The following is a 25606-nucleotide window of genomic DNA, read 5'->3' on the forward strand; positions in this document are numbered from 1 at the left end:
ATGATCTAGTCTTTTTATTCAGATCGTCTTTTCAGACAACCCAATTGCTAACTCGGGAGGAGTATTAAATCTTATTGACCTGCTTGAGGAGCAGAAGTCGCTGGAGCTTCAGCAGCGCTTTCAGTCGCAGGTTGAGCTGTAGGTTGACCAGCAGCTTGAGTATCTTCAGCTGCAGCTGGTTGTTCTTGAGTTGATACAACAACTTGTTCAGCTTCAGTTGCAGCTGTATCAGTAGCAGCAAAAGTTGAGAAAGCAGTGAAAGCAAGTGTAGTAGCTAAAAGTGTTTTAACGAGTTTCATTTTGGCATCCTTAATTCATTGAATTGATCGTATAAAGACCTGTGAGAGCGTCAGTTGTTAAATGCGTTGCTGATCACAGGGAGTAGTGTCATGCTAAGTGCAGATGAAAAAATGGGCAACCTAAGCAACAAAGCGTAACAGACAGGTTTACATGTTTAAAACAAATCATTGTATTATGTTGCTTTTTTGTGACTCATTGACTTTTACCAATAGGTAAAAATGTATGTAAATATGAAAAGTTGATTAAAAAATACACCACACTGTTACTTACAATTAACATTCACGATGCAATCTTTATGAATGGTGTATTGGAGTTTTGGATTGTTTTTGTAATTTTAATTTAAAAAATAGATTTAAAACCTGAAACTATTGGCACATTTTCAGTAATAATAAGAAGCGTCGCGATAACCATCAATTTCTTTCATTTAATCTGCTGAGTCGATCCTTTGAAGATTTTAAGCCAAAAAACAGTCAAAACTCATATTATTTCTGGTTTTTTAGGGGCTGGAAAGACCACCTTATTACAGCAGTTGCTTCAACAGAAGCCAGAAAATGAAACGTGGGCGGTTCTGATGAATGAGTTTGGACAGATTGGTGTAGATCAGCAATTGTTACCACAAGACTCAGGCTATGAAGTAAAAGAATTACTCGGTGGTTGTTTATGCTGTGCAGGGCAATTGCCTATGCAAATTGCCTTGTCTCGATTGATTTATGATAAACAACCCGATCGACTATTTATAGAACCCACAGGCTTAGGTCATCCCGCTCAACTTTTGGCACAATTGACTGAACCACAATGGCAAGCGCAAATTGATATGCGTGCATTGGTGACAGTAATTGATGGGAGTCGCTTACATGATTCTGAATGGGTGAATCAAGAGCTTTATCAAGATCAGTTAAAAGCTGCACAAATTGTTGTGGTTTCACATGCAGATAGTATGTCTGCGTCTGATCATGAGGTATTAAACCAGTTTAAAAATGATTACTTTGCTTATATTCAAACTTGGGTATTGGCAGAGCAGGGCAATCTTGATATTCAACAGCTGGATCTATCCCATCAAGGGGTTGAGAGAAAAGTTGTACCGCTGATTCAAGTGCAAAAGCAATTTAACCCCGATGAAGTACTGCCTGTGGTTAAACAATTGCCTTATCACTATGTTGAAACGTCTAATGGATATACTGTTGCAGGTTGGAAATTTTCAAAGCGTTGGCAATTCGATTTTTATGACTTGTTAGATGTCTTGTGTGAGCAAAAAGACTGGTTGCGGATCAAAGGGATATTCAATACCAATCAAGGTTGGATGACATTTAATTTTAATCCCGAAAATTTGAATTATAAATCGGGTGAAGAAAGCTTGGATAATCGGATTGAACTCATTAGCCAGCACAATCGTGATTGGGAAAGTTTAGAAACGGCTTTGTTGAATTGTCGAATTGATCAGGCGGAAAAAACGCAGTAATCCTTTTGAAAATCTTATAGACTGTGCGCCATATTTAAGAACTTTTTGGAACTTTCATGGCATTAAAAGCAACAATTTATAAGGCTGATCTCAATATTGCCAATATGGATGTGCATCAATATGGTGATTATCAATTCACGATGGCATTGCATCCGTCTGAAACGATTGAACGCTTAATGGTGCGTGTATTGGCATATGCTCGTTTTGCAGATGAACGTTTGGAATTTACCAAAGATTTATTTGAAACTGATGAACCTGCTTTATGGGAAAAGGATTTAACCGGACAGTTGATTAAATGGATTGAAGTTGGTTTGCCTGACGAAGACAAAGTTAAAAAAGCGGCAGCGCGTTGTAAAGAAGTGGCTGTCATCGCCTATGGTTCAGCCGTTGCAGAATGGTATAAAAGAAGTTCTAAACTCAAAACCTTGTCAAATGTTCAGGTATGGCAATTGTCTGAGGCGACGACAACTGCAATTCAAGCTTTATGTCAACGCACCATGCAATTGCAATTAAATGTTATGGATGGTGAGTGGACCTTGATTGGTGATGATGCTCAAGTTGTGATTGAATGGACTCAGTTACAGTAATCATTGTTGCTCAATAAAAATTGACAAGAAAAGCAAGCGAATCGCTTGCTTTTTTTTGCTCAAATTTCGTATACCTAGAGGGATAAAAATAGTTATGTAGAAAATCAATGAATAATGACATCTACCATTTACTGATGGCTTTGGCGATTGGTGCGATTATTGGTGCAGAGCGTGAGTATCGCAGTAAGTCCGCAGGGTTACGTACCATGATTATGGTGAGTTTAGCATCCTGCTTATTCACCATACTTTCAATTAAAATTGGAGTACAAAATCCTGATCGTTTGGCAGCAAATATTCTGACGGGTTTGGGGTTTTTAGGTGCTGGGGTTATTTTTAAAGATGATAACCGAATTTCAGGGATTACCACCGCAACAACAATTTGGATGGTAGCTGCATTAGGTATGGCCGCTGGTGCAGGTTATGAATATTTAGCATTTGTTGGAACGCTACTGGTACTGGTTGTTTTAGTATTTCTCGTCTATTTTCAAGAAAAAATTGAAGCAATTCATCAAGCGCGTAATTACAGGATTTTATGTGATTATCAGCAAGAGACCTTAGATAAATATGAAGAATTGTTTAAGCAATACAATATGAAAATTTTACGTGGCGTACAAAATAAAACTGAAAAACAAATTGTTGGGCGCTGGGTGTTAATTGGATCTGCACAAAATCATAAAAAACTCACAAACTATTTGCTTTTAGATCAAGAGATTAAAGAGTTAAGTTTCTAAAACAAGAAAAAAGTGTGGTTGATTTATTCAATCTTTTATTCATCAAATTTTCAGCTTAGCGATTTAATCTAAGCAATTGTATAAAGTATTGGAGTAAACCGATGCGAGATCCTTATGAACGTGTTATCCATTTTAATCAGTCGCGAGATGAGCGATTTCTAGCAATTAAATATAAGTTAATGGCGAGTAGTGCTTTCCGTTTTTTCCGTGGTTCATGTCATTTATATTATGAAGATTTGGCAAGCCAACAAACATGGAAAGATCAAACCATCACTTGGATTTGTGGTGATTTGCATGTCGAAAATTTTGGCAGTTATCGTAGTCGACATCAGGTGGTTTATTTTGATTTAAATGATTTTGACGAGGCGATTTTGGCCCATCCAACGTGGGATGTGTCGCGTTTTATTTGTAGTATATTTTTAGCTGGCAAAGAGCTGAATATCGGCGACGATGATTTAAAAACGATTGCAGCACAACTGCTAGATGAGTATTTAAATGCACTTCGTATAGGGAAAGCTTATGCAGTAGAAAAAGAAACCGTCGATGGTATTTTAAAGAAATATATTGCAACCGTTTCTGAACGTGATCCTGTGGCATTTATTGAAGCGCGTTGTTCTTTAGATAAAACAAGTGATCGACGCTATTTGGTGATTGATCAGAAAAAATATTTTAAAATAGAATCAAAAAGCTTATATACGGCGCTGATAAAAACATTTTCTGAGAATTTACAAAAACTCAATACGAAAAATCAATCAAATTTTCAAGTATTAGATGTCGCAGTACGCATTGCGGGAACAGGAAGTATCGGTTTAAATCGCTATGTATTTTTAGTTTATGATCGTGAAAATAAAACCTATACGTTATTCGATATGAAACAGGCCCAAGCTTCCTCTCTAAGCTTGTCTCCATTTCTAAAAATAGAGCAACCAGAATGGGATGATCAAGCGCAACGCATTCAATTCATCCAAACACTCATGCAGTACCAAATCCCGGCTCAGTTATCACGGCTAGACTTTCAAGGACAAGCGTATATTGTCAAAGCATTACAACCCGAACAAGATAAAATTGATTTTAAACAGTGTGTAGATAAACCTAAAAAATTTACCGATGCCTGCTATAACATGGCCCGATTAATTGCTTATGCTCAATTGCGTTCGGCAGGGCGTAAAGGTTCTTCAACAGCAGATGAATTAATCAATTTTGCAGAACAAGCAGAACTTTGGAAAACGCAATTGTTGAAATACACGTATAATTACGCCCAACAAGTTGAGCAAGATTATCAAAGTTTTTGTAAAAGTTATGCTGAATATCGTACTGAACAAAAGACAGTGATGAGTAAAGCTTTGCACAAACCCGAATGATGAATAGGAATAATGTATGTCAAATGAATTAGAAATTATCGACTTAAAAGTTGGTGAAGGTAAAGAAGCAGTAAAAGGTGCTTTGATTACAACTCATTATACTGGCTGGTTGGAAGATGGAACCAAATTCGATTCTTCAATTGATCGTGGCAATTACTTTGAAACAGTGATTGGAACAGGGCGTGTAATCAAGGGCTGGGATCAAGGCATTATGGGGATGAAAGTGGGCGGTAAACGTAAATTGATCGTTCCTGCACACTTGGCGTATGGCGAGCGTAAAATGGGCAAAATTATTCCAGCAAACTCTAATCTGATTTTTGAAATTGAACTTTTTGATGTCAAAACACGTGATTAAATCTGCGAAATGTCTGAGCTAATTTAGCCCTCAACATGGACGCAAAAATAGAGATCAAATGATCTCTATTTTTTATGTCTAATGAATCATCTATTGACTCCACTGTCTTATGTTAGTGATGTTGAGAGAGTCTTCTTGATTTCTATATATTGTACTCAGATAAAAATATCATTCGAATCCGACTTTATGCGCGTATTATTTGGCTAATAGTGTGATTTTAAACACAATCGTTTTATTTTTTTGTTTATTATTTGCTCAATACTTAACAATCATCTACAATACTTTTGTCTTAAAAGTGTTTAAATGTCACAAATAAATAATTCTGCTCAGAGTTATTTTTTAAGGTTCGTTTCAGTTTTATTCTTTTAAATCATCGTTGTAAAACCTCTGGCTCAATTCGTCTTGAAAAAGGATTTTAGTATTTCAATATTGATGTACTACGGACGGATTCAGATTTAAAACAATGATGATCGAGTATTTAAATATATGCTAAGCCGTTACTTTTCTCCTTCAGCGATGATATGCGTAACACTATTGTTTTCGTCCTTTTATAATAGTGCAATGGCAGAAGTAGACCAAGTTGCTACTGAAACTCCAATCGAGCATGAATTACCTAAAATTGATTTAAATACGCTGACGATTATTGGTTATCATGAAATTACGCCGAACCATGATGCAGTGATTCCAGACTATGCTGTGACCACGAAACAGTTTGAGCTGCATTTAGATTGGCTACAAAAAAATGGCTATAATTTTGTCAATGTAGACCAAATTATTAAAGCCAACGAAGGTAAATATAAACTACCCACTAAACCTGTATTGTTGACTGTAGATGATGGTTATCAATCTTTTTATCAATATGCATATCCGGTCATTAAACAACGTAAAATTCCTGTTGTACTCGCTGTCGTTGGCTCATGGTTAGAACCTAAAGCCAATGAAATGGTTCAATTTGGTGATGAAAAATTAGCACGTAAAAAACTTTTAACATGGGATGAACTTAAAACCATGCAAAAGAGTGGCTATGTAGAAATTGGTAGCCACAGTTATAATTTACATCGTGGTATTTTAGGCAATCCTCAGGGCAACTCTGAGCCTGCTGCTGTCACACGTGAATACGATCCAAAAAGTAAAACCTATGAATCTGACAAAGCCTATGCAGATCGTATTTTTAGTGATTTGAAAAAAAATAATAAATTATTGCAATCACATGGTTTAAAAGCACCACGCGTGATGGTGTGGCCATATGGTCGTTATAATATGGAAGCGGTTGCTTTGGCTAAAAAAGTCGGTATGCCCATTACCATTAGCTTAGATGATGGTCCAGACCATATTGAAAAATCCTTAGGTCATTTGAACCGTATTCTTGTCGAAGGCAATATGACCACGGATTCTTTGGCTCAAGAAATTCAAAGCCGTCAGATGAACTTTACTGACAATAACCGCCCACAAAAAGTCATGCATGTGGATTTAGACTATATCTATGATCCAGATGAAGCGCAGCAAGAGAAAAACTTAGGTCATCTGTTAGACCGTATTCGTGAAATGAATGTCACCACGGTATTCTTACAGGCGTTCGCTGATCCAGATGCGAATGGGTCAGCCGATATGGTGTATTTCCCAAATCGTTATCTGCCAATGCGTGCAGATTTGTTTAACCGTGTTGCATGGCAGATTCAAACGCGTACCCATGTGAGTCGTTTATATGCATGGATGCCTTTGTTGGCTTGGGACTTACCTGCTTCAAATCCTGCATCTAAAGATGTGGTGGTGACTCAGCAAGCCAAAGACAGCGATCATTTAAATATGGGATATCATCGTTTAAGCCCATATTCACCAGAAGCACGTAAAGTAATTGAAGGCCTATATCAGGATTTAGCAAAATCGACGACGTTTGATGGCATCTTGTTCCATGATGATGCAACACTTTCAGATTATGAAGATGCTAGTCCAGAAGCGATTAAAGCCTATCAAAAAATTGGTTTACCAGCCGATTTAGAAGAAATTCGTAATGATGATGCAAAATTGCAAAAATGGACTGATTTTAAAACCAAGACCATTGATAATTTTGCAATGGATTTGGCGCAAAAAGCACGTTATTACCAACCATTCTTACTGACTGCACGTAACTTATATGCTCAAGTTGCACTTTCAGCATATTCGGAAAACTGGTATGCCCAGTCTTTAGAACAATCGATTAAAAATTATGACTTTACTGCAATTATGGCAATGCCGTATATGGAACAGGCACCAGATGCAACTAAGTTTTATAAAGATTTAGTGCAAAACGTGAAGAAACAACCCAATGGGATTAAAAAGACGATTTTTGAATTACAAGCAGTGAACTGGCGTAATAATCAAAAGATTCCAACCTCGGAAATTGCTCAAACAATTCAGTCTTTGTATCAACAAGGTGTGATGCATGTGGGTTACTACCCAGATGATCCAATAGAAGATCATCCAAATACTGCTGAAATGCGTAAAGTATTTGATTCTAAACCACAACGATTGGTTCCTTAAGGTCTGATATGAGTGCATTTCAACACCTGTGGCAATCCGTATTAAACTTTATCTTCTATTATCCATTATTTATGTCGTATCTATGGATGATAGGCGCTTTAATTTTCTATTGGAAAGAACGTAAAGAGCCGCCATATACTCAACCGCCAACATTGGAAGAATATCCTTTAGTTGCTGTGCTTGTGCCGTGTTTTAACGAACAAGACAATGCGGATGAGACCATTAGTCATGCATTGAAGTTGAATTATCCAAACTTTGAAGTCATTGCGATTAATGATGGGAGTTCTGACAATACTGCAGAAATCTTAAATGCGTTGGCATTGAAGTATGACAAGCTTCGCGTTGTACATTTGGCTGAAAACCAAGGTAAAGCCATGGCTTTACAAGCGGGTAGTTTGCTTACCGATGCTGAGTTTTTAATTGGTATTGACGGTGATGCGTTACTTGATCCATATGCTGCACAGTGGATGATTCGTCATTTTCTCAATAATCCTACCGTTGCAGCTGTGACAGGAAATCCGCGTATTCGTACCCGTTCGACTTTGCTTGGACGGATTCAAGTTGGCGAATTTTCTTCAATTGTCGGTATGATTAAACGTGCACAACGTACTTTTGGTCGTTTATTTACAGTTTCTGGTGTGATTACTGCATTTCGTAAAAGTGCTGTACATGAGGTGGGCTATTGGTCACCAAATATGTTGACAGAAGATATCGATATTACTTGGAAATTGCATCGCGCGGGTTGGGAAGTAAAGTTTGAACCGAATGCCTTGGTTTGGATTTTAATGCCTGAAACCTTTGATGGTCTATGGAAACAACGCTTACGTTGGGCTATGGGTGGCGCTCAAGTTTTAATTAAGAATTTTGATGTATTATTTAAACCGAAGCTGAATTTTCTATGGCCTTTGATTATTGAGCTGATCCTCACCTTAGTCTGGTCATATTTAATGCTGATTATGGTGATTTTCTGGATTTTGCATTTGCTGCTACCGTATGCAGGATTCCCTGCAATGAGTTCTCCATTATTACCGATGGGAACAGGTATTTTACTTGGTACAACTTGTTTATTGCAGTTCGCAATCAGTAAGTGGATGGATAGTCGTTACGAATCGAGTTTAGTGAAAAACTACTATTGGATGATTTGGTATCCCTTTGTATTTTGGTTGATTACAGTAACGGCAAGTATTGTTGCATTCCCAAAAGTTCTTTTACGTGGAGAAAGTAAAAGGGCGCGTTGGGTTAGCCCAGATCGTGGTATGCGACATGATGACTAACATTTTAGTCAGAATAAGTTTTGAGATACGAATATGAAAACAAACTCTTTAATTATTGATGTACGTAAGCAGTTACCGTGGCATCGTCGTTATTTCTCCACGACAATGACGGCTATGCTGTGGGCATTTTGGTTACTGCTTTGGAGACCTATTGTCATCTTAGTGGGATATCTTTCACTTGAGAAACCACAACTGGTACATTATTTCTTTAATGCTTTTGCAAAAGCCTTAGAAAGCGGATTATTTGCGTTGATTGCTTGTGCGATTTCTTTGTGGTTATGGAGTAACTTTGTTCCAGCGAAGACCAAAAAGGAAGCAGAAGCTAAATCTACACAAGAATATGCCGAGCATTTCAACCTGAATGTGGATGATCTTATACATTCTCGTCAGCAAAAAATCGCTACAGTTCATCATGATGCTGATGGTCGCATCACATATATTGACTAATGGCTTAGTCAGCAAAAGTCCCACAGGTTGGGGCTTTTGTTTTCACAGGGAAACATAGATGTCCGCAAAAATAAACTCGGCAGAAAGTATTCGAGGTTTAGCTTGTTTAGCTGTCGTATTTTCTCATCTTGTAATGAGTTTTTTTCCATTTTTACATCATTTTGATCCTAATGAGAAAACAGATTTGGCTTGGGTGTATGCCATACATCATTTGCCTTTTGGTTTTCTCTACTCAGGTGATGCAGCTGTTTTTGTATTTTTTGTTTTAAGTGGCTTTGTGCTCAGTTATGCGATTTTAAAAAGCCCTCAACAATTTCATGCAAAAATTAACAATATGATGATTAAACGCTATCCGCGTTTAATGATTCCAGCGCTGACTTCATGTGTCATCATTTGGTTGGTCCTTAAAGTCATCCATATTGATAGTAGTCATGTGGGGGCTTGGTTACATGCATTTGCGATACAAGATTTTAGTTTTAAACATGCACTATATGAAGGAACTATAGGCGCATTTTTATTCTCAGAAAGTGATATAAACTGGGTGTTATGGACGATGACGATTGAGCTTATGGGCTCATTTGCATTATTTTTTCTACTCTATTTGTATCATTATAAACATATTGCTTTTTGGCTAGGCTCCCTTTTAATTCCTTGTCTTGCATTTCTTTGGCGAGGGCAAGGCTTTAGTTTTGGGATTTCCAGTTTTATTATTGGTATCTATATTTATCTGTATGCCAAACCACTCTCAAATGTTGTAGCTATTCCTATGCTATTGATTGGCCTATATTTGGCGGGTGCACATAATACCAGTGCAGCCTATAGCTGGGTTCATCATATTTTAGGGGAGAATACTTATGATTATAGTAATTTCATCGCTGGGATTTTAATTGTTTATAGCGTTTTGATGAGCCCATTACTTTCTAAAGGCTTAGATCACCCGATTTTAGTCTGGTTAGGAAAGTTATCTTTTTCTATTTATCTATTACATTTAATGATGCTGTATTTAATCTGTATTCCGCTATTTAACTTATTTTTAAGTTGGCATTGGAGTTATTCTCTCGCTGTAATCTGCTCAGGGTTAACTGCGATTGCAGTCACTTTGATTGCTGCGAATTTTTATAGTGATTATGTCGATCAGTTGGCTATTAAGGTCAGTAATAAAATTGCCGACAAGGTTTTAAATTAGTACTTTAAGGCCCGAATACAATTTGCAAATATTGTTTACAATTTAAGATGTATTGAGTTGTTTTTTAGACATTAAAAAATTGATAAATATCGTGATTTAATCAAGTATGGGCGACTCATTTTTAGCATGGATCGCTTATATGCATCTGTTCAAATCCATTGTTATTTCATTGATCACAATGAGCGTTCAATTTACTCAAGCAGCCCCATTAAATGCTCAGCAAGCATTGACCGATGCACCGCCAATGAGTTTGTTTGAATCGTGGAATACACCCATTGAGCCCTTTAAAATTTTTAATCATGTCTATTATGTCGGTACTGAAAATTTATCTTCGGTGCTGTTTGATACGGGTGATGGTTTGGTTTTAATTGATAGTGGGATTGATCAATCGGCGGCACAGATTAAAGCCAATATTGAAAAATTGGGTTTTAAAATCACAGATGTAAAATATCTACTTAATAGTCATGCCCGTTTAGATCAAGCTGGTGGTTTTGCCAAGTTAAAACAATGGAGTGGTGCTCAATTGGTCGCAAGTGCTGCCAATGCCGAAATGCTAGAAAATGGCGGCGTGACTGATTTCGCTTTAGGTAAGCAATTGCCTTTTCCATCTGTAGCTGTAGATATCATCATCAAAGATGGGCAACAGTTAAAGCTCGGTCGTCAAATTTTTACAGCACATGCGACGCCAGGCCATTTACCAGGTGCAACCTCTTGGACAACAGATATCCGTTATCACTTTAAAAATTATAAAGTCATCTATGCCGACAGTTTATTTACGGGCGGTTATTATTTGTTAAACAATAACAATTATCCAAATCTAGTTTCAGACATACGTCACACATTTAAAACTTTGGATGCAATCCATGCAGATATTTTTCTTGCCAATAAAGCGGATCGTTTCCATATGAAGCAGAAATTAGCCAAATTGAATGCGGGTGATAAAAAAGCATTTATTGATCAGACGGGTTTACAAAACTATGTAGCGAAGGGGAGAATTGAATTTGAACAACAATTACAGCAGCAACAACGCTTAGCGCAGTTTAAAACATTGCAATAATTACTTTAAAATAAAACATGCTATATGCGTTATATAGCGTGTTTTATTTTAAATATTGCTATAATTCAGATAAAACTGATCATTTGTTTTTAAATGATATACAACAGATAACGACTTATCCTAAAATATAGAAAATTGAAATGAAAATACAATATATCAAACAGTTATTATTCATTTGTAGTGTCGTGATCACGTCATCTATATATGCACAAGAATTTCAACAATTGAACATTCAAATGCAGCTTTCAAAACAATGTTATCAAGATGATGAAGACATATTTTTACCTCAAACTTATCAATTACGCTCGACAAAAGTCGTATTAAAAACCTATTCCTGTATCCGTAAAAAGCAAGATCGAGAGCAATATTTTTCAGCGTATGGGATACAGTTGGGTGCTAAAAAATCATTATATTTAGTCGATCAACTGGCGGATGCAAGTGGTTATGTTGGTGTTAAATCTGAGCAAGTGGATGCAGATACGATTGTGTTTGACAATATGTATGAACGTGGCGGTGATTTAGTGATTGTGTGGATGCCAGATCTACAAAATATCTATCATGTGAAAGTTCATTATATGGCCTCAGATGAAGGTGGGGTAAAGCTGTATCGTAAAAATGATCAGATTTTTATTCAAAAAATTGCTTTAAAAGTGCTTAAAGATGATCAACCGATATATAAAAATATAGGAAAACCCGTAATACTCAAAAAGGTGCCAGGCAAAGGGATCGTATTTGCTTCAGGTGATCTAAAAGAATTACAAAATTAAAATAAGAGATCTGGTTGATCTATATAAAGAAAACAATTGTTACGTTTAAGCTGGGTATCTCTAGTGAGATAGTTATACAATTTACTGGGTAAACTATTAAAAAAACAATCAAAATACTCAGCTTTAAACTTAGCTCATGAGTCTGAACTGGGGCGTATTATATGCTTGAGATTACGCTATGTTGAAATTTATCATTGTCCTATTATTTCTGATCACGTTATATGTGTTATGGCGGTGGGTTGCTAAACAAAAAATTAATGCAGCGTTTGAAGAACAACGACAAGCGTTATCTCAATTGGTTCAAAATCCTCAAGAAGAGCATGAACTGCCCGAAAAAACCAAGCTGATTAAACAGATGATTGCAGAAGAGCGACTAAAGGCGAGTTCAGCACTAGCAACAGCACCATTAAATTCTACAGTTCAAGTAGAGCAGCCGACCGTACTTGAGGAGCAACATAGCCCCGCCAAGCCGATCACTGATGAAGACCAACGGTTATTTGATGCAGCGGCGCAATTGTTTTTTGAACAAGCTTTACAGACCAAAGATTTTTCTCAAGCAGGGCATATTCAGCATGAAGTACTCAGTAAAATGCCGATGAATACACAAAGTCAGATCGGTTCTTTTGATTTTGGCGAATGGTCTATTTTTTGGAGCTATCATGAACAATCACTTGAATACTATGTCGGACGTTATGGGGTGTTCTATGCGCATGTTGATCATCACGGCATAGAACATAAAGCCGAATTTAAAGATCGTTATTGATTTTCTATTAGACTGCTTAATTCTTTTAGTCGAAATGTTGTGGAATTGATTTCACAATCTAAATGTGCAAATCCTGATGCCAATCCCAAAGCACCATAAGTAAGACTTCCCATGAGTTCATTACATTGAGCATCACGATAATTGAGCCAAGCTTTTTGTGATTCTTCTAGTAATAACTTGTTGTTATCATCGTATTGCAGATAAATGCGTTGATATAGCTTATTCATTTTCGCTTTATCTGTTTTTAATTGCTGCTGCATACATTGATAAGCTTGTCGTTGATCTTGTTGATTGCATTGTGCATAAGCTGTATTGAATAGGCTCATAAAAAGCAAAGCTAAAAAACTATATTTGATCTTTTTTATCATTTAATTTTCACCAAGAAGTTGCAAATCAGTCGAGTATTATAGGGAGAGTTGTTGAGAAATTCGCGCTTTGACTTGATTTAAATAGAACAGATCATTATTTAGTCGATACATTAAAATCGCACCCTCATAATCGGCCACACTTATTTTTGCCAAAATTTGTGCATCGGCTTGATCCATTTTTTGTTGAAATAATTGATACAAGGCATTTTGCCAATCTTGGAAAATTTCACGGATTTTTTCCAAGACTTCTAAAGAAATATGGCTTGCCTCTAAGGACAGTATCCCCACTAAACAGCCTTTTATTTCATAACTAAAAAAATGAACAGCTTTATCATGGATGATTTGAAATTGTTGACTTGCATCCACGACAGCAAAATCTTCGAGTTTAAACAACGATTGATTTAAATAAAGATGAGTGTGCGCTAAGATCTGCATCAGTAAGGCTTGTTTGTTGGGATAATAATAATAAAACGATGCTTTACTGAGTCCACATGCTTTTGCCAACATCTCCATACTTGTTCCAGCATAACCATGTGCTTTAAATTGTAAAGCACAGGTATTTAACATATGTTCAGGCCTAAGTTTTTGTGGGCGCATAGATGACCTTGCTGCTTATGGAGTTAAAATTAATCGTGGATGAATGTTTCGAAAGTATTTAACATTTTATCCCAAATTGGCTCCGAACCTTGACGAAAATAGCCCATATGTCCAATCTGTTTTAAACCAAACTCGTCTGCGGATATGTTGATAAAGTGCATGGGCGCATTTTTATAATGTTGCATAAAAGCATAACGAGAATTTGGCAATGCCCAATCATCATCTAAAGCGGCTACTGCATAAATCGGCGTTTTAATTTGGGCATATTGTTCATGCAAATTTTGTTGTTCAGGATCTGCAAAAAAGTAAGTGGGATTTTTGCACCATCTACGCCATTGTTGGTAAACCCCTTTAGGTAAATCTGCACCCATATTGAGTTTTCTCCAAGGTAAGTAGCCTGTAATCGCCACCATAGGTGGAAAGATAATGTTCCAAATCACCTGAACTTTAATTTTTTCTTTCAATGGCATATAGCCATGCCAGCCAGCACCTGTGCCAAAACAATACATTGCACTTACTTTGTCGTGATTCGGTGTTAACCCTAAGGCTTGTCCGCCGTAAGAATGTCCAACTAAAAATAGGGGCGTATCTTGTTTAAAACTGTAGTCAATTGCACCTGCTAAATCTAATGTTCCCCAATCCAGATATGACATTTTAAAACCTTTTAATTGCCGTGGCGCAGATTTGGCCACGCCACGATAATCAAAAGTGAGTACCTGATAACCCAATTGTGCTGCATATTCAGAGAAGCGGCGATAAAATGCTTGTGGGACACCTGTTGCACTGGAAACAACTATAGTTGCTTTGATTGTATCGACTGGCGTGTAAAGTACGCCAGCCAATACATAACCATCCAGTGCCTTAAAGCTGATGGCTTGGCTGGTAAAACTATTGCCATTCAAGTGTTGGACTTCAGTTGAGTACTTTAAATTTTGCATGATTGTTCCCACAGTTATTTGATTATCGCCGTATATCACTATGATTGGTTTACTTGCCTTTAAACTGTGGTGCTCGACGTTCAATCATTGCTCTTACACCTTCTTTCGCATCTTCTGAGGCAAGTAAAGGGCTAAGTAGATTTTGTAGGTTTGCAAATGCGACTTCAGGACTTTGTAAAAAGGCTTGATGTGCAGAATGCAGTGCCGCTTGGACGGCAAGTGGTGCAGCATTGGCAATACGTTCAGCCAGCTCTATGGCACGTGTTATCTGTTGGTTATCCTCAACAACCTCGGTGACTAAGTTCATTTCATAGGCTGTTTGTGCATAAAATAAATCACCAGTTAACACATATTTCATCGCTTTTACCCAGCCAGCAGCTTGGACGAAACGTACTGTTGCACCACCAAACGGTAAGATACCGCGCTGTACTTCAATTTGGGTAAATTGAGTATTTTCATTGGCAACAACGATGTCAGAATTCAACATCAATTCAATACCAGCGGTATAACAATAGCCTTGTACTGCGGTTACCAATGGTTTAGTTCTTTGACGCCCAACAGTTCCCCAAGGATTCACAATATCATCGCTAAAATTAAAAACACCATCGGCTAATTTTGGTTGTAACTCAACCAAGTCCAATCCTGCGGTAAAATGATCGCCATGTGCAAAGACCACCGCACAGCGTAGTTCTGGATTATTTTCATATTCAGTTAAAGCCAGTGATAGGTCGTGAATCATATGACTATCAAAAGCATTGCGTTTATCTGCACGATCTAAGCCAATTAAAAAAATATGACCACGAATTTCACGACTGACTTTTCCTTGTAGATTTGACATTTGTTGTTCTCTCATTGGTTGTTTTATAAGTTTTTAAACGATCGTTAGAAAACTGTCAATCATTTTAGAATGACTGAACCGTTTACATTGGTATAGCATATTTAAGGCATTAAAGGATCGCTGCATTGTGTATGTTATTTGGCACCATGGGGGAATGCCTATGCTTTTTATTATGAATTTAATAAGATTTAAAAATGTGCTCGTACACTTAAATGCCCAGCTAAATTTATCACTGGGCATTTAATTTAAAGAGATTTAAACCTGAAGAATTACTTTTTAAACTTGGTTAAAAGCTTTTGCATCGGCAATTTATCACTGGCATATCCATAAATTGCAGCAAAAGGTAAGGCTGTGCGAGCAAGATAGGCGACACGCCATAAACCACCATGATTTGCGCCTTCCATCATTAATTCTAATGGATGACCCATCTCAGTTTCTGGATTTGCAACAGACTTCGGATTTCTTAAGTCATGAATCCAAAGCGCTGCCATAATTGAATTGGTGGTTTCAGGGCGGAATGCTTCTACATCAAATAAACTTGCACCGTTAAACGCAGCTTTAAGCAATGGATTCTTGGTGACCGAATGTGTCGTCGTGGATGGTGCAATATTGATACTGACATGTTGCCCTTGATGTCGTGCTAAAGTTGCACGCCACTGTTGGATACGTTTTGCCAATGCATAATTAGGGCCTTGTTCAACCACCAGACAATCAGCAATCCCATAGAATTTACCATTGTCAGAGCGAATCAATTGTTGATCATGGTGCTTAAAGAATTGCTTTAAGGAAAGGGTTGCAATCCCTTTGCTGAGTACAGCTTCAAATTTTGATCTATGTTTGAACTTTTTGTTTGAACCTTCAATCACTTCTTCAGGTACTGCATAAACATCTGTAGGCGTACACATATACATCAGTGATGAATCATTCTTGTGTTCACTGACATGGCTCATAATCGTGTCCATTGCCATCGACACACGCACATGTTTTTCACCATCCAAATAAGCAATTGAGGCCAAATCTAACTTGTGTGGATTATCACAAAGCCATTGTGTAATTTCTGGAATTTGGGTCAGTAAATTTGCACCAAGTTTGCTTTTTAATTCGTCAATATCATGGGTGTTGAGGATTTTTTGAAAACTAGGTGCATACAGTGTGGCATTGCCATTTTCAATGATTTTAAGAATTCTCTCCCAGACGCGTTCATTGGGTAGATCAACGGCAACAATATTGGCTTTCCATTTCGATAACCATGTTAATGGGCCTGCCTCTGAAGCTGCGCCAAATAAAACTAAGGTACGATCCGATAAATCAAACCATTCGGGATGAGCAATCACTTCTCTGAGCGCATCTGCATGGCTGGCTTCAATAATGCCAGTATCTTGCCACTTTTGAATTTGCTGATATAGCGCTTCGCCTTGTAGTTTTTGCCCGTGATAGGGTACAAACCATTCAACGTCATCATTTGAATGACCTTTAAAACTAACACTTTGAATCTTGTCTAGTACTGGAACTGTACCAATATCTTTTAAAGAATAGCGTTGCCCATCTCTAAAGAAATCAAAGCTGTGTTGGGCTTTGTGCAAGCCTTGTTTGGCAATAGTGATAGCGTTATGACTTGAACGAATCCCATGTTCGACCAATGCCTTAAAATAAACTGGATAATTTTTACGCCAGTTTTTTTCATCTAAAGCTTGCTGTGCGCTGAGATGATCAACCAAGGAAAGTGCTTCCGCAATGATTTCTTTACCGACTTGCGAGCTGCTACTTTTTTGAGTCTTTGGATGAACTGGAAACTGTAAACCGTCAATTGAACTGGACATGCAAAATATCTCGTTTTATTTCATCATTAATATACAGATGTATACATTATCCATGCCATATTCAATATTTGGGTGGCATTTTCTGACAAAATTTAGATAAATTGGTCGTATAAATTGAATAAATCAGTGCTAAAAATGTCTTAAATTATGCTTAGTATTTCATTTATAAAAAGTTTCATTGGTATCATTTTGTGGGTTTTAAAGCGCGATTTGTTGATAAGCTAAAATGCAGTAAATATCAATTTGTGTATGATTTATATTCATTTATTATGCGAATATTTTATGTTGAAATTTGCGTAGATTATATTTTTTACATCTTTTTAAGTTAATTCCGACAATTTTAGTTGATTTTCACTCATTCAGCCTCATCTTCAGTTAAAATACCGACTTCAGCTTGAGGATAGAGTTATGTCGACTGAGAACACCAATACTGCGGTTACAGAAGAAATTCCAAATTTATTGATTACTCCCAATGCGCAAGAGTATTTAAAAGATCTTTTGGAGAAGCAAAATACTCCAGGAATTGGCGTTCGTGTATTTGTTGAAAATCCAGGTACTCCACGTGCTGAATGTTGTATGGCATACAGTGCACCTGATGAAATTGCTCCAACAGATTACAAACAAGATTATCCTGATTTTCCAGCATTTATTGATACACCGTCGATTCCATATTTGAAAGATGCTGTAATTGATTACAACAAAGACCGTTTTGGTGGACAGCTTACTTTCCGTGCACCTAACTCGAAAGTACCACGTGTTGGTCCAGATGCGTCTATGGAAGAACGAATTACTTATATTCTTCAGGCAGAGATCAACCCTGGATTAGCAGGGCATGGCGGAAACTGTGCACTGGTAGAAGTGGTCGAAGATGAAGAACATGGTTTAACTGCAGTATTAAAATTCGGTGGTGGCTGTCAAGGCTGTTCTGCAATTGATGTAACGTTAAAACAAGGTGTAGAAACTACACTTAAAGAGCATATTCCTGAACTCGGACGCGTGGTCGATCAGACTGACCATAGTCAAGCAGAAGGTGCTTACTTCAAATAATCTGTATATCAATGTAGATATTTGACTGTTCTTTAAAACCTCCGAATTTCGGAGGTTTTTTTTATGGATATCGTATAGCTAAACGTAAATTCATATTTTAAATCTTAATAAACTTAAATGAATCTTAAAAAATAGAATAAAAACTTAAAGATATACTTAAAATTGAATAAATATTAAACGAATGGTTAATAAAAATGAGAATAATTCTTAATATTGTTTATAATGCTGTGGTGTTTTTATTACACATTGTATCTAAATCTTCATTGTCTATTCATTCTTAGCCTCTTTGGAATACCTTATGTCAACTAACCGTATCATCCAATCTGCGTTATCTCTCTCCATTATCACCGTTATGATGGGAACTGCCTATGCCGCAGAATCACCAGAAAACTCGAATAAAACCAATCCACAGTCTACAGAGTCAACCAAATTAGAGACGATTGTTGTCACTGCAAGTGGCTTTGAGCAAGAGGTGAAACAAGCAGCAGCATCTATTTCAGTTTTAACGCAAGAAGACATTAATAAAAAAGCATATAGAGATATAACGGATGCACTTAAAGATGTTCCTGGGGTCGTCGTCACAGGTGGTGGAAGTTCAAGTGATATTAGTATCCGTGGTATGGGAAGTGCTTATACAGTTTTTTTGATTGATGGCAAGAAGGTGAATACACGTTCAGTTCGACCAAATAGTGATAACTCGGGTATTGAGCAAGGTTGGATGCCAAGTATTGAAAGTATTGAGCGCATTGAAGTGATCCGTGGTCCGATGTCAGGCTTATATGGTTCAGATGCCATGGGCGGTGTGATTAATATTATTACTAAAAAAGTTGCAGATACTTGGACAAGCTCGGTTAAATTGGATACGACACTACAAGAAAATAGAGATTCTGGGGATATCCATCAAGCAAACCTATATGTTTCTGGTCCTTTAATCCGTAATTTACTTGGCTTAAAGGCGAATGGAACATTCTCACAACGCAATGAAGATGACATTATTGGTGGCTATAATAAGCAACGTATACGTGCAGGTGGCGCAACACTGAGCTTGACGCCAAGTTCTGAACATACCATTGATTTAGAATATCAGCGATCCATTCAAAACCGTGATCAGACGGTAGGTAAAACAATCGCCAATGTACCAGGGCGAAATGGTAAGCTCCCAACAGACTCATATACAGATTATTATCGTACCGAATATAGTTTGACTCATCGTGGTGAAATTGGCGATTTAAAGACACATTCTTATATTCAACGTGAGGAAAATGAAAATCCATCACGTAGTATGGAAGCAATCAATACAACGTTTAATACTTTAAACCAAATCAATCTGGGTTCTCATGCTTTGAGCTTCGGCGGAAGTTATTTAAAAGAAGAGCTTGAGGATTTTGGCAATCAGTTAGTTGTTGGTGGCTCAAAATTAACCAATTTAGATCGCTATAGCTGGGCATTATTTGCTGAGGATGCGTGGAATATTGTAGAGCCATTCACGGTAACGGCTTCATTACGCTATGACAAAGATGAAAAATTTGGTGATCATTTTAGCCCGAAAGTCTATGGCGTTTGGACCTTGAATGATAACTGGATTGTTAAAGGTGGGGTATCAACAGGTTATAAAACTCCAGCATTACGTGCCACTGTTGCAGGGTGGGGACAGGCAACAGGTGGTGGCCAGTCAAATGGTATGATTGTCGGTAATCCAGATTTAAAACCAGAAACAAGTATCAATTATGAAGCATCGATTAACTGGGATAATAATGACAATTTAGATGCTGGTTTTACCGTATTTAATAGTGAATTTAAAGATAAAATTACCGAAATTCGTACCTGTCCAGGAGCTGCGGGAAGTAATAATTGCCCTTGGTTAGGTCAACAATTCGATTTTGTCAGTCAACGTATCAATGTCGATAAAGCAAATATGCGTGGTATAGAGACAACTCTGGGTTGGGCAATCACGCCAGATGTTCGTTGGGCAACAAACTATACATTTACGGATACTGAACAGAAGAGTGGAGCATTTAAAGGTAAGCCATTAAATGAAATGCCGAAACATATGTTTAATACTACTTTAGATTGGCAAACAAATGATCAAGTTGGGATGTGGAGCCGTTTAAATGTAAGAAGTAAAACTTCTGACTATTTAAGTCGTACATCGATGGGGGAAGGTAGACCAGCGTATGCAATGATTGATGTTGGTCTAAACTATAAACCTTCCAATGTGTTACAGTTCAATGCTGGTATTTATAACTTATTTGATAAAAGCATAGATACTGCGACTTATAATTATGTACTGGATGGCCGCCGTTACAATTTGGGCTTAATTTATAAGTTCTAAAGCTCAATTAAATTGCATTAAATCTGTTTAGTCATGAAAAAGGCGCTTTATGCGCCTTTTTCAATATTGAGAATCTTTAAAGTGTCATCTGAATAATAAAATTTTTCCAGATAAATCCGTGCACGGTTTTTTAAGTGTTGAGAAGCAACCATTTGTTGAATAACAGGTTCAAGTAACTGTTGTAATTCATTTTGAATCAATGCTTCATCAATATTGATATCACTTAAAATTAAATCAAAAGGGCGTTCTTCATTACGCACATACCAAGTCAGTACACCATCATGTACTTGTTTGTTTAAATAATCTGTTTGGCGAATATGTTCCCATATTTCATGACCCATAGCTACAGTTTTAGGTAGGTCGTTAATTTCAACATAATTACGCAACACAGCAATCGGTATTTTTTTAATTTTATGCCATAAATTGGCTTGAAAATGATAAAGCTTATTGTCATCAAACTGTTGGTTAATGACTTGTTCACTCAATTGACTAATTTTAATAATATTTTTTTGCAGATAATGCTTAACTGTATCATCTAAATTCGTGTCGGTAACCGATTCTAAAACTGATTTTCCCATTTTCATAAAACGGCCCACACCGGGGACTTTTTTATTCATGACTGAATTATCAATATAGTCTTGAATAGAGTGATGGATCAATTGGGTTAACATGCTTGAAAAGGCTGGATTATTGACAACACGTTTGATCAAAGCTTGACGATGACCCGATTTACTTGCGACATATTGGGCGATTTTATCAATCGTGGTGACTGGAATAATATCTTCAATTAACGTTTCATCATTACTTGGATGAATTAAAGCAAAACGAATATGTTCAGCAATTTGCTCAATGAGAAAGTTGTTCGCAGGTGTTGCTAAAATTTGCTTTGACAATAAATCATGAATTTGTGCAAAAGACCAAATTTGTTTTAACGGCTGTTTTCTAAACCAGTGATAAAATTCAGTAAACTCAATTTTAATCGTATCAGCCTGTGAAAATTCTTGATCTAAAAAGCCAAGTTGGGCTTCGATCAATTGTTCAATAAGTTGATTTTTCATTTTTTGAACTCAATTTGTCCATGTGTTTGATCAGACAATGGGTTTTGCAAAGGTTGTACTTTGTTTAAAAAGCTTAAATAGTAATCCGCAACTCGTTCAGGTGCTTCAAGTAATGGCATGTGCCCAACACGTTGTAGAATAATTGGTGTTTCAGGGCGTTTTAATACCGATTTTAATTCATTTGCAACATCCGCATTTACAATCTGATCTTGTTCACCCCAAAGGATCAGGGTGGGTGCTTCAATGTTTTTTAACATCGTGGTAAAAGTTGAAGGGGTATAAAGTCGATTGAGTGCGTCAATTTGATTGATGATTTTGGCTGTGTCTTGAGATTTTGCAATGAATAATTTTTCTTGTTCATCTTTAATCACACGGGCAGTAAAAGGCGGATTAAACATCACCTTTTTCATCACAAAATCTAAATCACCTTTTTGTGTGATTAATAATTGTTTGAGATAGATCGGATTTCTTAAATAATTGGTATTTGTTGATTTAAAAATACCCCCAGTACTCATCAGAAATAAGCTTTTCGTATCAAATGGATACTGTGAGGCATAAAACATTGCGATGGTTCCACCCAATGAATGCCCTGCAATATTTAAATTATCTTGGATATGTGCAGCTTCGATAAAGCGTCTAAGTTGTTCAGTTACATTGGGTACAGATAAATCAAAATTGGCTGGAACCTGGGTGCTTCCTGCTGAAGGCAAGTCTGGAATAATCACATGGTAATATGGGGTCAATGACTGCGCGATATCATTCCATGTATCACGGCTGCTGGCTAAACCATGAATCAGTAAAACAGTTGGCTTATCTTTAGAACCACCTTCACTATAAGACCAAATAACATCACCCACACGCAATGTTTTAGACGTTAATCCTGCCCAAGCACGTTCTTCTTGTACAATTTTTAAATAATCCACATATTCTGGTGTGGCAGCAGTTGCATTGTTGTGACTACCTAAAAACAATACACCGATCGCAGTCAAACTTAACAATATGCTGTTTAAAAAATGAAGAATTTTTTTATGGGCCAGTTCAGACATGCATAGGGTTCCGAGTAAAAGACTAGGCATTATATAAAGTAAAAATATTATTCATGATCATAATTTTTTCAACATTTGCCGAGAAAGTCTTATTTGTAAGTTTTTTGCCATAGTTTCAGTGTTCAACTCAACTAATATAGAGATTATTTTGTATTTTAGTTAAATAATTTTAATTAAACTGTGAATTATATCTATGTATTTTTAAAAATTAGGCCCTTAACCGCTCCATAACAAAAATTGTAACAGAGTTTATTTTTAGTCAGTGACTTTCACATTTTGCGGCATTAAAATAATCACACTCTCCACACAATGGAACAAAGGACATGCTAACTGCTCAAGAAGCTTTAGAACGATTAAAACAGGGTAATGAACGTTTTGCACATGGTGAAACCAATCTGACTAAATTTTTGACGCATCAGCAACGATCTGAAATGATGGACAGCCAAGAGCCATTTGCCATTATTTTAGGTTGTTCAGACTCTCGTGTTCCAGCAGAAATGGTTTTTGACCAAGGTTTCGGTGATTTATTTGTGATTCGTGTTGCAGGTAATATTGTTGCGCCGTCGCAAGTGGGCAGTGTGGAATTTGCCGCAGATAGTTTTGGCTGTCCCTTGGTTGTCGTTTTAGGGCATAGCCATTGTGGTGCGATTCATTCAACGATTGAAGCGTTGAAGAACCCGAATACACCACCTTCTGCAAATCTTATGTCAATTGTAAACCGTGTTCGTCCTTCAGTTGAAATTTTAATGCAAACTGAGTTGAAAGATGACTTAGAAAAGCTATCAATGCATGCAGTAAAATCAAATGTTTTTGCTTCAGTTAATCAATTACGCCATGGTTCAGCCGTATTAGAAAACTTAATTGCCAAAGGTAAATTAAAAGTTGTTGGTGCTGAATATTCTTTGGAAACGGGCGAAGTTTCTTTTTATGATTTTTAATGTTTGAAATTGTCATCATAAAAAAATCCCACTTTAAGTGGGATTTTTTTATCGGTATAGACTCTTAGAATCTATAACCAATTTTTAAACCATAAGCGATTGCATTGTTATCTTTAAACTCTGCAACATAAGTATCGCCACCTGATTGAGCACCTGTTTGTGCTTTTGCATCACCTAACCAGAAGTATTTAACACCACCAGCGATGAACGTTGCAGGCGTAGGGCTATATTGAACACCTAAGCCCACATTCCAATAACCTTCTGTAGGGCCTAAAGTTGAAACAGGGTTACCCGCACCAGAGTCCCAGCCTACTGCAATAGTTCCTGACCATAGGTCATTGATTTTACGACCAACACCCGCCGTCACTGTATATTGATCATCAGAATATTCAACTAAGTTAAAACCATTTGGACGGTTAACTAGACCACCGATTGCTTGAGAAACTTTACCAAATTTTAACGGTTGGATTGAGAAGTCTTTCCAATTTACCCAACGTAGGTTTGCAAAAGCAATGGTATTTGCCATGATCCCTGTTTGTAAATCGATGTTAACAGACTGTGGCGTTGTAATTGTCGTTTTACCGTTGGCAGCAGCAATTGCTTTTGCCGCAGCAGTACCAGTATCACCAAGTAATGCTAATGCACCAAGTGTAGGAATCGATTCATTAATATTCACATCATGATCAATTTCAGAACGATAAGTTACCGATGCTTTTAATGCAATATCTGGAATCTGATATGCAGCACCCGCTAACCAACCCACGCCGCCAGTTTCTTTGATATTTGCATCATAGCCATTATATAAGCTATATGCTTGACCACGCAGACTAACATTCCCTTTAATGGTTTGGTAAACACCACCACCATAGAAGTTTAAGTTAGCAATGGGTTGAAAACCAAAAATCATTGAAATATTTTGGGTATCTACTTTAACTTTGGTGTTGCCCTTACCGAGTGTACTATTCGCTCCTGCAATACCTTGATCAATTCTGCCTGTAACAACATTTTTTACTGCAGCATCAATACCTGCTTTATATGTAGCGTCAGTACCATATCTAGTCAATGAGTCTCGAAGTGCCTGTTGACCATTTGCCGTGGTTAAGTCAACACCTTGAGCTTGCAGGAATCCACCAACGCGTTGTTGTGCAGTCATTGCATTAAATGTGGAGTCAATCGTACTGTTGCGCAGTGCAGTTAACCGATCTTGAGGTAATACAGTATCGTGATCAGATGAAACGAAAGCATTTTCACCAGAATATGCAGCATCTGCACCAAATGGTTTGTCATATAAAAGACCAAATGAAACTTGATCTGTTAGTTGTAATTTAATCGCTGCTGATGGAAAGTAATAATCATCTCCCATATCATTGATTTCACGATATGGTTTAGGCGTATCTCCCGCTTCTCGACCTTCAACAGTTGGGTCTAAAACTGAAATACCAGCTTCAAAATAATTATTAGGTTGAAGGAATGCCGAAATAGATTGGCCTGAGCGATCCATTGCTGCGGCAAAAACACCAGTCATTGGCAAACTTGCAGCAATTATCGCGATTGATAAATGTTTTAATTTCATTTTAATTTTTCCCTAATATAATAAAATGAATACTTTGAAGTACTTAAGTTTTGAATGAGAAATAATTTTGATACTTAAATATACAACTCAAAGTTACTTCTATTTACAAAATAACATATAAAAAATAAGAGTAAATACTCTAGGGTGTGAATTAGTGAAAAAAAAATGAACTATGTAGTTTAGTTTGCAGAGAGAGAATGTAGAAAAAAATATAAAGATGAGATTATTTATAGAGATATTGAAA

The 25606-nt window shown here is 37.0% G+C and carries 24 protein-coding genes; 15 read left to right on the top strand and 9 right to left on the bottom strand.

What is annotated here, in order from left to right; all coding sequences use genetic code 11:
• Positions 1-71 precede the first annotated feature (71 nt).
• The gene (locus tag AS4_RS04680) at positions 72-299 is read right to left on the bottom strand and encodes a hypothetical protein (RefSeq protein ID WP_004722685.1); all 228 of its coding nucleotides are present in this window, start codon (positions 297-299) and stop codon (positions 72-74) included.
• Positions 300-745: 446 nt separating this feature from the next.
• Between AS4_RS04680 and AS4_RS04690 the strand changes: the two genes are divergently transcribed.
• The 12 genes from AS4_RS04690 to AS4_RS04745 all read left to right on the top strand — a co-directional run bounded on the left by AS4_RS04690 (position 746) and on the right by AS4_RS04745 (position 12807).
• Complete coding sequence (locus AS4_RS04690; RefSeq protein ID WP_096733366.1) at positions 746-1759, top strand: CobW family GTP-binding protein; 1014 nt, start codon at positions 746-748, stop codon at positions 1757-1759.
• Positions 1760-1815: 56 nt separating this feature from the next.
• Positions 1816-2346, top strand: a complete 531-nt coding sequence (locus tag AS4_RS04695; protein WP_096733367.1) for a YaeQ family protein — start codon at positions 1816-1818, stop codon at positions 2344-2346.
• Positions 2347-2453: 107 nt separating this feature from the next.
• A complete protein-coding gene (locus AS4_RS04700) occupies positions 2454-3077 on the top strand; it encodes an MgtC/SapB family protein (protein ID WP_004819450.1) in 624 nt (207 codons plus the stop codon).
• A 101-nt stretch (positions 3078-3178) separates the two neighbouring features.
• The gene (locus AS4_RS04705) at positions 3179-4438 is read left to right on the top strand and encodes a DUF2252 domain-containing protein (RefSeq protein WP_096733368.1); all 1260 of its coding nucleotides are present in this window, start codon (positions 3179-3181) and stop codon (positions 4436-4438) included.
• Positions 4439-4454: 16 nt separating this feature from the next.
• Positions 4455-4793: an FKBP-type peptidyl-prolyl cis-trans isomerase gene (locus tag AS4_RS04710; protein ID WP_004722677.1), complete on the top strand. Its 339-nt coding sequence runs from the start codon at positions 4455-4457 to the stop codon at positions 4791-4793.
• A 486-nt stretch (positions 4794-5279) separates the two neighbouring features.
• Positions 5280-7313, top strand: coding sequence for a poly-beta-1,6-N-acetyl-D-glucosamine N-deacetylase PgaB (gene pgaB, locus AS4_RS04715; protein WP_096733369.1), 2034 nt, complete (start codon positions 5280-5282; stop codon positions 7311-7313).
• Positions 7314-7321: 8 nt separating this feature from the next.
• The gene (pgaC, locus tag AS4_RS04720) at positions 7322-8587 is read left to right on the top strand and encodes a poly-beta-1,6-N-acetyl-D-glucosamine synthase (RefSeq protein ID WP_004819456.1); all 1266 of its coding nucleotides are present in this window, start codon (positions 7322-7324) and stop codon (positions 8585-8587) included.
• Between the two features lie 33 nt (positions 8588-8620).
• On the top strand, positions 8621-9034 hold the full coding sequence (gene pgaD / locus AS4_RS04725) for a poly-beta-1,6-N-acetyl-D-glucosamine biosynthesis protein PgaD (RefSeq protein ID WP_004819458.1): 414 nt from the start codon (positions 8621-8623) through the stop codon (positions 9032-9034).
• Between the two features lie 58 nt (positions 9035-9092).
• Positions 9093-10220, top strand: coding sequence for an acyltransferase family protein (locus AS4_RS04730; protein ID WP_096733370.1), 1128 nt, complete (start codon positions 9093-9095; stop codon positions 10218-10220).
• Positions 10221-10359: 139 nt separating this feature from the next.
• A complete protein-coding gene (locus tag AS4_RS04735; RefSeq protein ID WP_096735482.1) occupies positions 10360-11277 on the top strand; it encodes an HARLDQ motif MBL-fold protein in 918 nt (305 codons plus the stop codon).
• Positions 11278-11417: 140 nt separating this feature from the next.
• The gene (locus AS4_RS04740; RefSeq protein ID WP_096733371.1) at positions 11418-12044 is read left to right on the top strand and encodes a hypothetical protein; all 627 of its coding nucleotides are present in this window, start codon (positions 11418-11420) and stop codon (positions 12042-12044) included.
• 178 nt (positions 12045-12222) lie between these two features.
• Positions 12223-12807 (top strand): hypothetical protein, encoded by a 585-nt coding sequence (locus tag AS4_RS04745; protein ID WP_126606906.1) that lies wholly within the window; start codon positions 12223-12225, stop codon positions 12805-12807.
• On the opposite strand, the gene AS4_RS04750 is transcribed toward AS4_RS04745, so the two are convergent.
• From AS4_RS04750 to AS4_RS04770, 5 genes are all read right to left on the bottom strand, one after another.
• Positions 12801-13133 carry a lysozyme inhibitor LprI family protein gene (locus tag AS4_RS04750; protein ID WP_227548127.1) on the bottom strand — a complete coding sequence of 111 codons (333 nt, stop codon included), beginning with the start codon at positions 13131-13133 and terminating at the stop codon, positions 12801-12803. The genes AS4_RS04745 and AS4_RS04750 overlap by 7 nt on opposite strands.
• A 78-nt stretch (positions 13134-13211) precedes the next feature.
• A complete protein-coding gene (locus tag AS4_RS04755; RefSeq protein ID WP_096733373.1) occupies positions 13212-13772 on the bottom strand; it encodes a TetR/AcrR family transcriptional regulator in 561 nt (186 codons plus the stop codon).
• 29 nt (positions 13773-13801) lie between these two features.
• Complete coding sequence (locus AS4_RS04760) at positions 13802-14710, bottom strand: alpha/beta hydrolase family protein (protein WP_096733374.1); 909 nt, start codon at positions 14708-14710, stop codon at positions 13802-13804.
• 49 nt (positions 14711-14759) lie between these two features.
• Entirely contained in the window at positions 14760-15548 is a 789-nt protein-coding gene (locus AS4_RS04765; protein ID WP_096733375.1) for a crotonase/enoyl-CoA hydratase family protein, read from the bottom strand.
• 269 nt (positions 15549-15817) lie between these two features.
• Positions 15818-17368 (bottom strand): hypothetical protein, encoded by a 1551-nt coding sequence (locus AS4_RS04770; RefSeq protein ID WP_096733376.1) that lies wholly within the window; start codon positions 17366-17368, stop codon positions 15818-15820.
• Between the two features lie 408 nt (positions 17369-17776).
• Here AS4_RS04770 and nfuA point away from each other — a divergent pair, with 408 nt between their 5' ends.
• A complete protein-coding gene (gene nfuA / locus AS4_RS04775) occupies positions 17777-18415 on the top strand; it encodes a Fe-S biogenesis protein NfuA (protein WP_096733377.1) in 639 nt (212 codons plus the stop codon).
• Between the two features lie 298 nt (positions 18416-18713).
• Positions 18714-20747 (top strand): ligand-gated channel protein, encoded by a 2034-nt coding sequence (locus tag AS4_RS04780; RefSeq protein WP_034616116.1) that lies wholly within the window; start codon positions 18714-18716, stop codon positions 20745-20747.
• A 47-nt stretch (positions 20748-20794) separates the two neighbouring features.
• Here the strand turns inward: AS4_RS04780 and AS4_RS04785 are convergent, their stop codons facing one another.
• A complete protein-coding gene (locus AS4_RS04785; RefSeq protein WP_096733378.1) occupies positions 20795-21805 on the bottom strand; it encodes a hypothetical protein in 1011 nt (336 codons plus the stop codon).
• On the bottom strand, positions 21802-22851 hold the full coding sequence (locus AS4_RS04790; protein ID WP_096733379.1) for an alpha/beta fold hydrolase: 1050 nt from the start codon (positions 22849-22851) through the stop codon (positions 21802-21804). The genes AS4_RS04785 and AS4_RS04790 overlap by 4 nt, the downstream gene beginning before the upstream one ends.
• A 323-nt stretch (positions 22852-23174) precedes the next feature.
• Here AS4_RS04790 and AS4_RS04795 point away from each other — a divergent pair, with 323 nt between their 5' ends.
• The gene (locus AS4_RS04795) at positions 23175-23789 is read left to right on the top strand and encodes a carbonic anhydrase (RefSeq protein ID WP_004722639.1); all 615 of its coding nucleotides are present in this window, start codon (positions 23175-23177) and stop codon (positions 23787-23789) included.
• A gap of 64 nt (positions 23790-23853) precedes the next feature.
• Here the strand turns inward: AS4_RS04795 and AS4_RS04800 are convergent, their stop codons facing one another.
• Complete coding sequence (locus tag AS4_RS04800) at positions 23854-25362, bottom strand: long-chain fatty acid transporter (RefSeq protein WP_096733380.1); 1509 nt, start codon at positions 25360-25362, stop codon at positions 23854-23856.
• Positions 25363-25606: the final 244 nt, after the last annotated feature.

The organism is Acinetobacter guillouiae (assembly GCF_002370525.2).
In the GTDB taxonomy this organism is placed as follows: Bacteria; Pseudomonadota; Gammaproteobacteria; order Pseudomonadales; family Moraxellaceae; genus Acinetobacter; species Acinetobacter guillouiae.

Coding starts and splice junctions, on each gene's coding strand:
- AS4_RS04710 (WP_004722677.1), top strand. CDS start 4,455: ATGTCAAATGAATTAGAAATTATCGACTTAAAAGTTGGTGAAGGTAAA.
- pgaC (WP_004819456.1), top strand. CDS start 7,322: ATGAGTGCATTTCAACACCTGTGGCAATCCGTATTAAACTTTATCTTC.
- pgaD (WP_004819458.1), top strand. CDS start 8,621: ATGAAAACAAACTCTTTAATTATTGATGTACGTAAGCAGTTACCGTGG.
- AS4_RS04705 (WP_096733368.1), top strand. CDS start 3,179: ATGCGAGATCCTTATGAACGTGTTATCCATTTTAATCAGTCGCGAGAT.
- AS4_RS04765 (WP_096733375.1), bottom strand. CDS start 15,548: ATGTCAAATCTACAAGGAAAAGTCAGTCGTGAAATTCGTGGTCATATT.
- AS4_RS04790 (WP_096733379.1), bottom strand. CDS start 22,851: ATGTCTGAACTGGCCCATAAAAAAATTCTTCATTTTTTAAACAGCATA.
- pgaB (WP_096733369.1), top strand. CDS start 5,280: ATGCTAAGCCGTTACTTTTCTCCTTCAGCGATGATATGCGTAACACTA.
- AS4_RS04795 (WP_004722639.1), top strand. CDS start 23,175: ATGCTAACTGCTCAAGAAGCTTTAGAACGATTAAAACAGGGTAATGAA.
- AS4_RS04730 (WP_096733370.1), top strand. CDS start 9,093: ATGTCCGCAAAAATAAACTCGGCAGAAAGTATTCGAGGTTTAGCTTGT.
- AS4_RS04785 (WP_096733378.1), bottom strand. CDS start 21,805: ATGAAAAATCAACTTATTGAACAATTGATCGAAGCCCAACTTGGCTTT.
- AS4_RS04800 (WP_096733380.1), bottom strand. CDS start 25,362: ATGAAATTAAAACATTTATCAATCGCGATAATTGCTGCAAGTTTGCCA.
- AS4_RS04700 (WP_004819450.1), top strand. CDS start 2,454: ATGAATAATGACATCTACCATTTACTGATGGCTTTGGCGATTGGTGCG.
- AS4_RS04735 (WP_096735482.1), top strand. CDS start 10,360: ATGCATCTGTTCAAATCCATTGTTATTTCATTGATCACAATGAGCGTT.
- AS4_RS04680 (WP_004722685.1), bottom strand. CDS start 299: ATGAAACTCGTTAAAACACTTTTAGCTACTACACTTGCTTTCACTGCT.
- AS4_RS04780 (WP_034616116.1), top strand. CDS start 18,714: ATGTCAACTAACCGTATCATCCAATCTGCGTTATCTCTCTCCATTATC.
- AS4_RS04750 (WP_227548127.1), bottom strand. CDS start 13,133: ATGAGCCTATTCAATACAGCTTATGCACAATGCAATCAACAAGATCAA.
- nfuA (WP_096733377.1), top strand. CDS start 17,777: ATGTCGACTGAGAACACCAATACTGCGGTTACAGAAGAAATTCCAAAT.
- AS4_RS04770 (WP_096733376.1), bottom strand. CDS start 17,368: ATGTCCAGTTCAATTGACGGTTTACAGTTTCCAGTTCATCCAAAGACT.
- AS4_RS04740 (WP_096733371.1), top strand. CDS start 11,418: ATGAAAATACAATATATCAAACAGTTATTATTCATTTGTAGTGTCGTG.
- AS4_RS04760 (WP_096733374.1), bottom strand. CDS start 14,710: ATGCAAAATTTAAAGTACTCAACTGAAGTCCAACACTTGAATGGCAAT.
- AS4_RS04695 (WP_096733367.1), top strand. CDS start 1,816: ATGGCATTAAAAGCAACAATTTATAAGGCTGATCTCAATATTGCCAAT.
- AS4_RS04745 (WP_126606906.1), top strand. CDS start 12,223: ATGTTGAAATTTATCATTGTCCTATTATTTCTGATCACGTTATATGTG.
- AS4_RS04755 (WP_096733373.1), bottom strand. CDS start 13,772: ATGCGCCCACAAAAACTTAGGCCTGAACATATGTTAAATACCTGTGCT.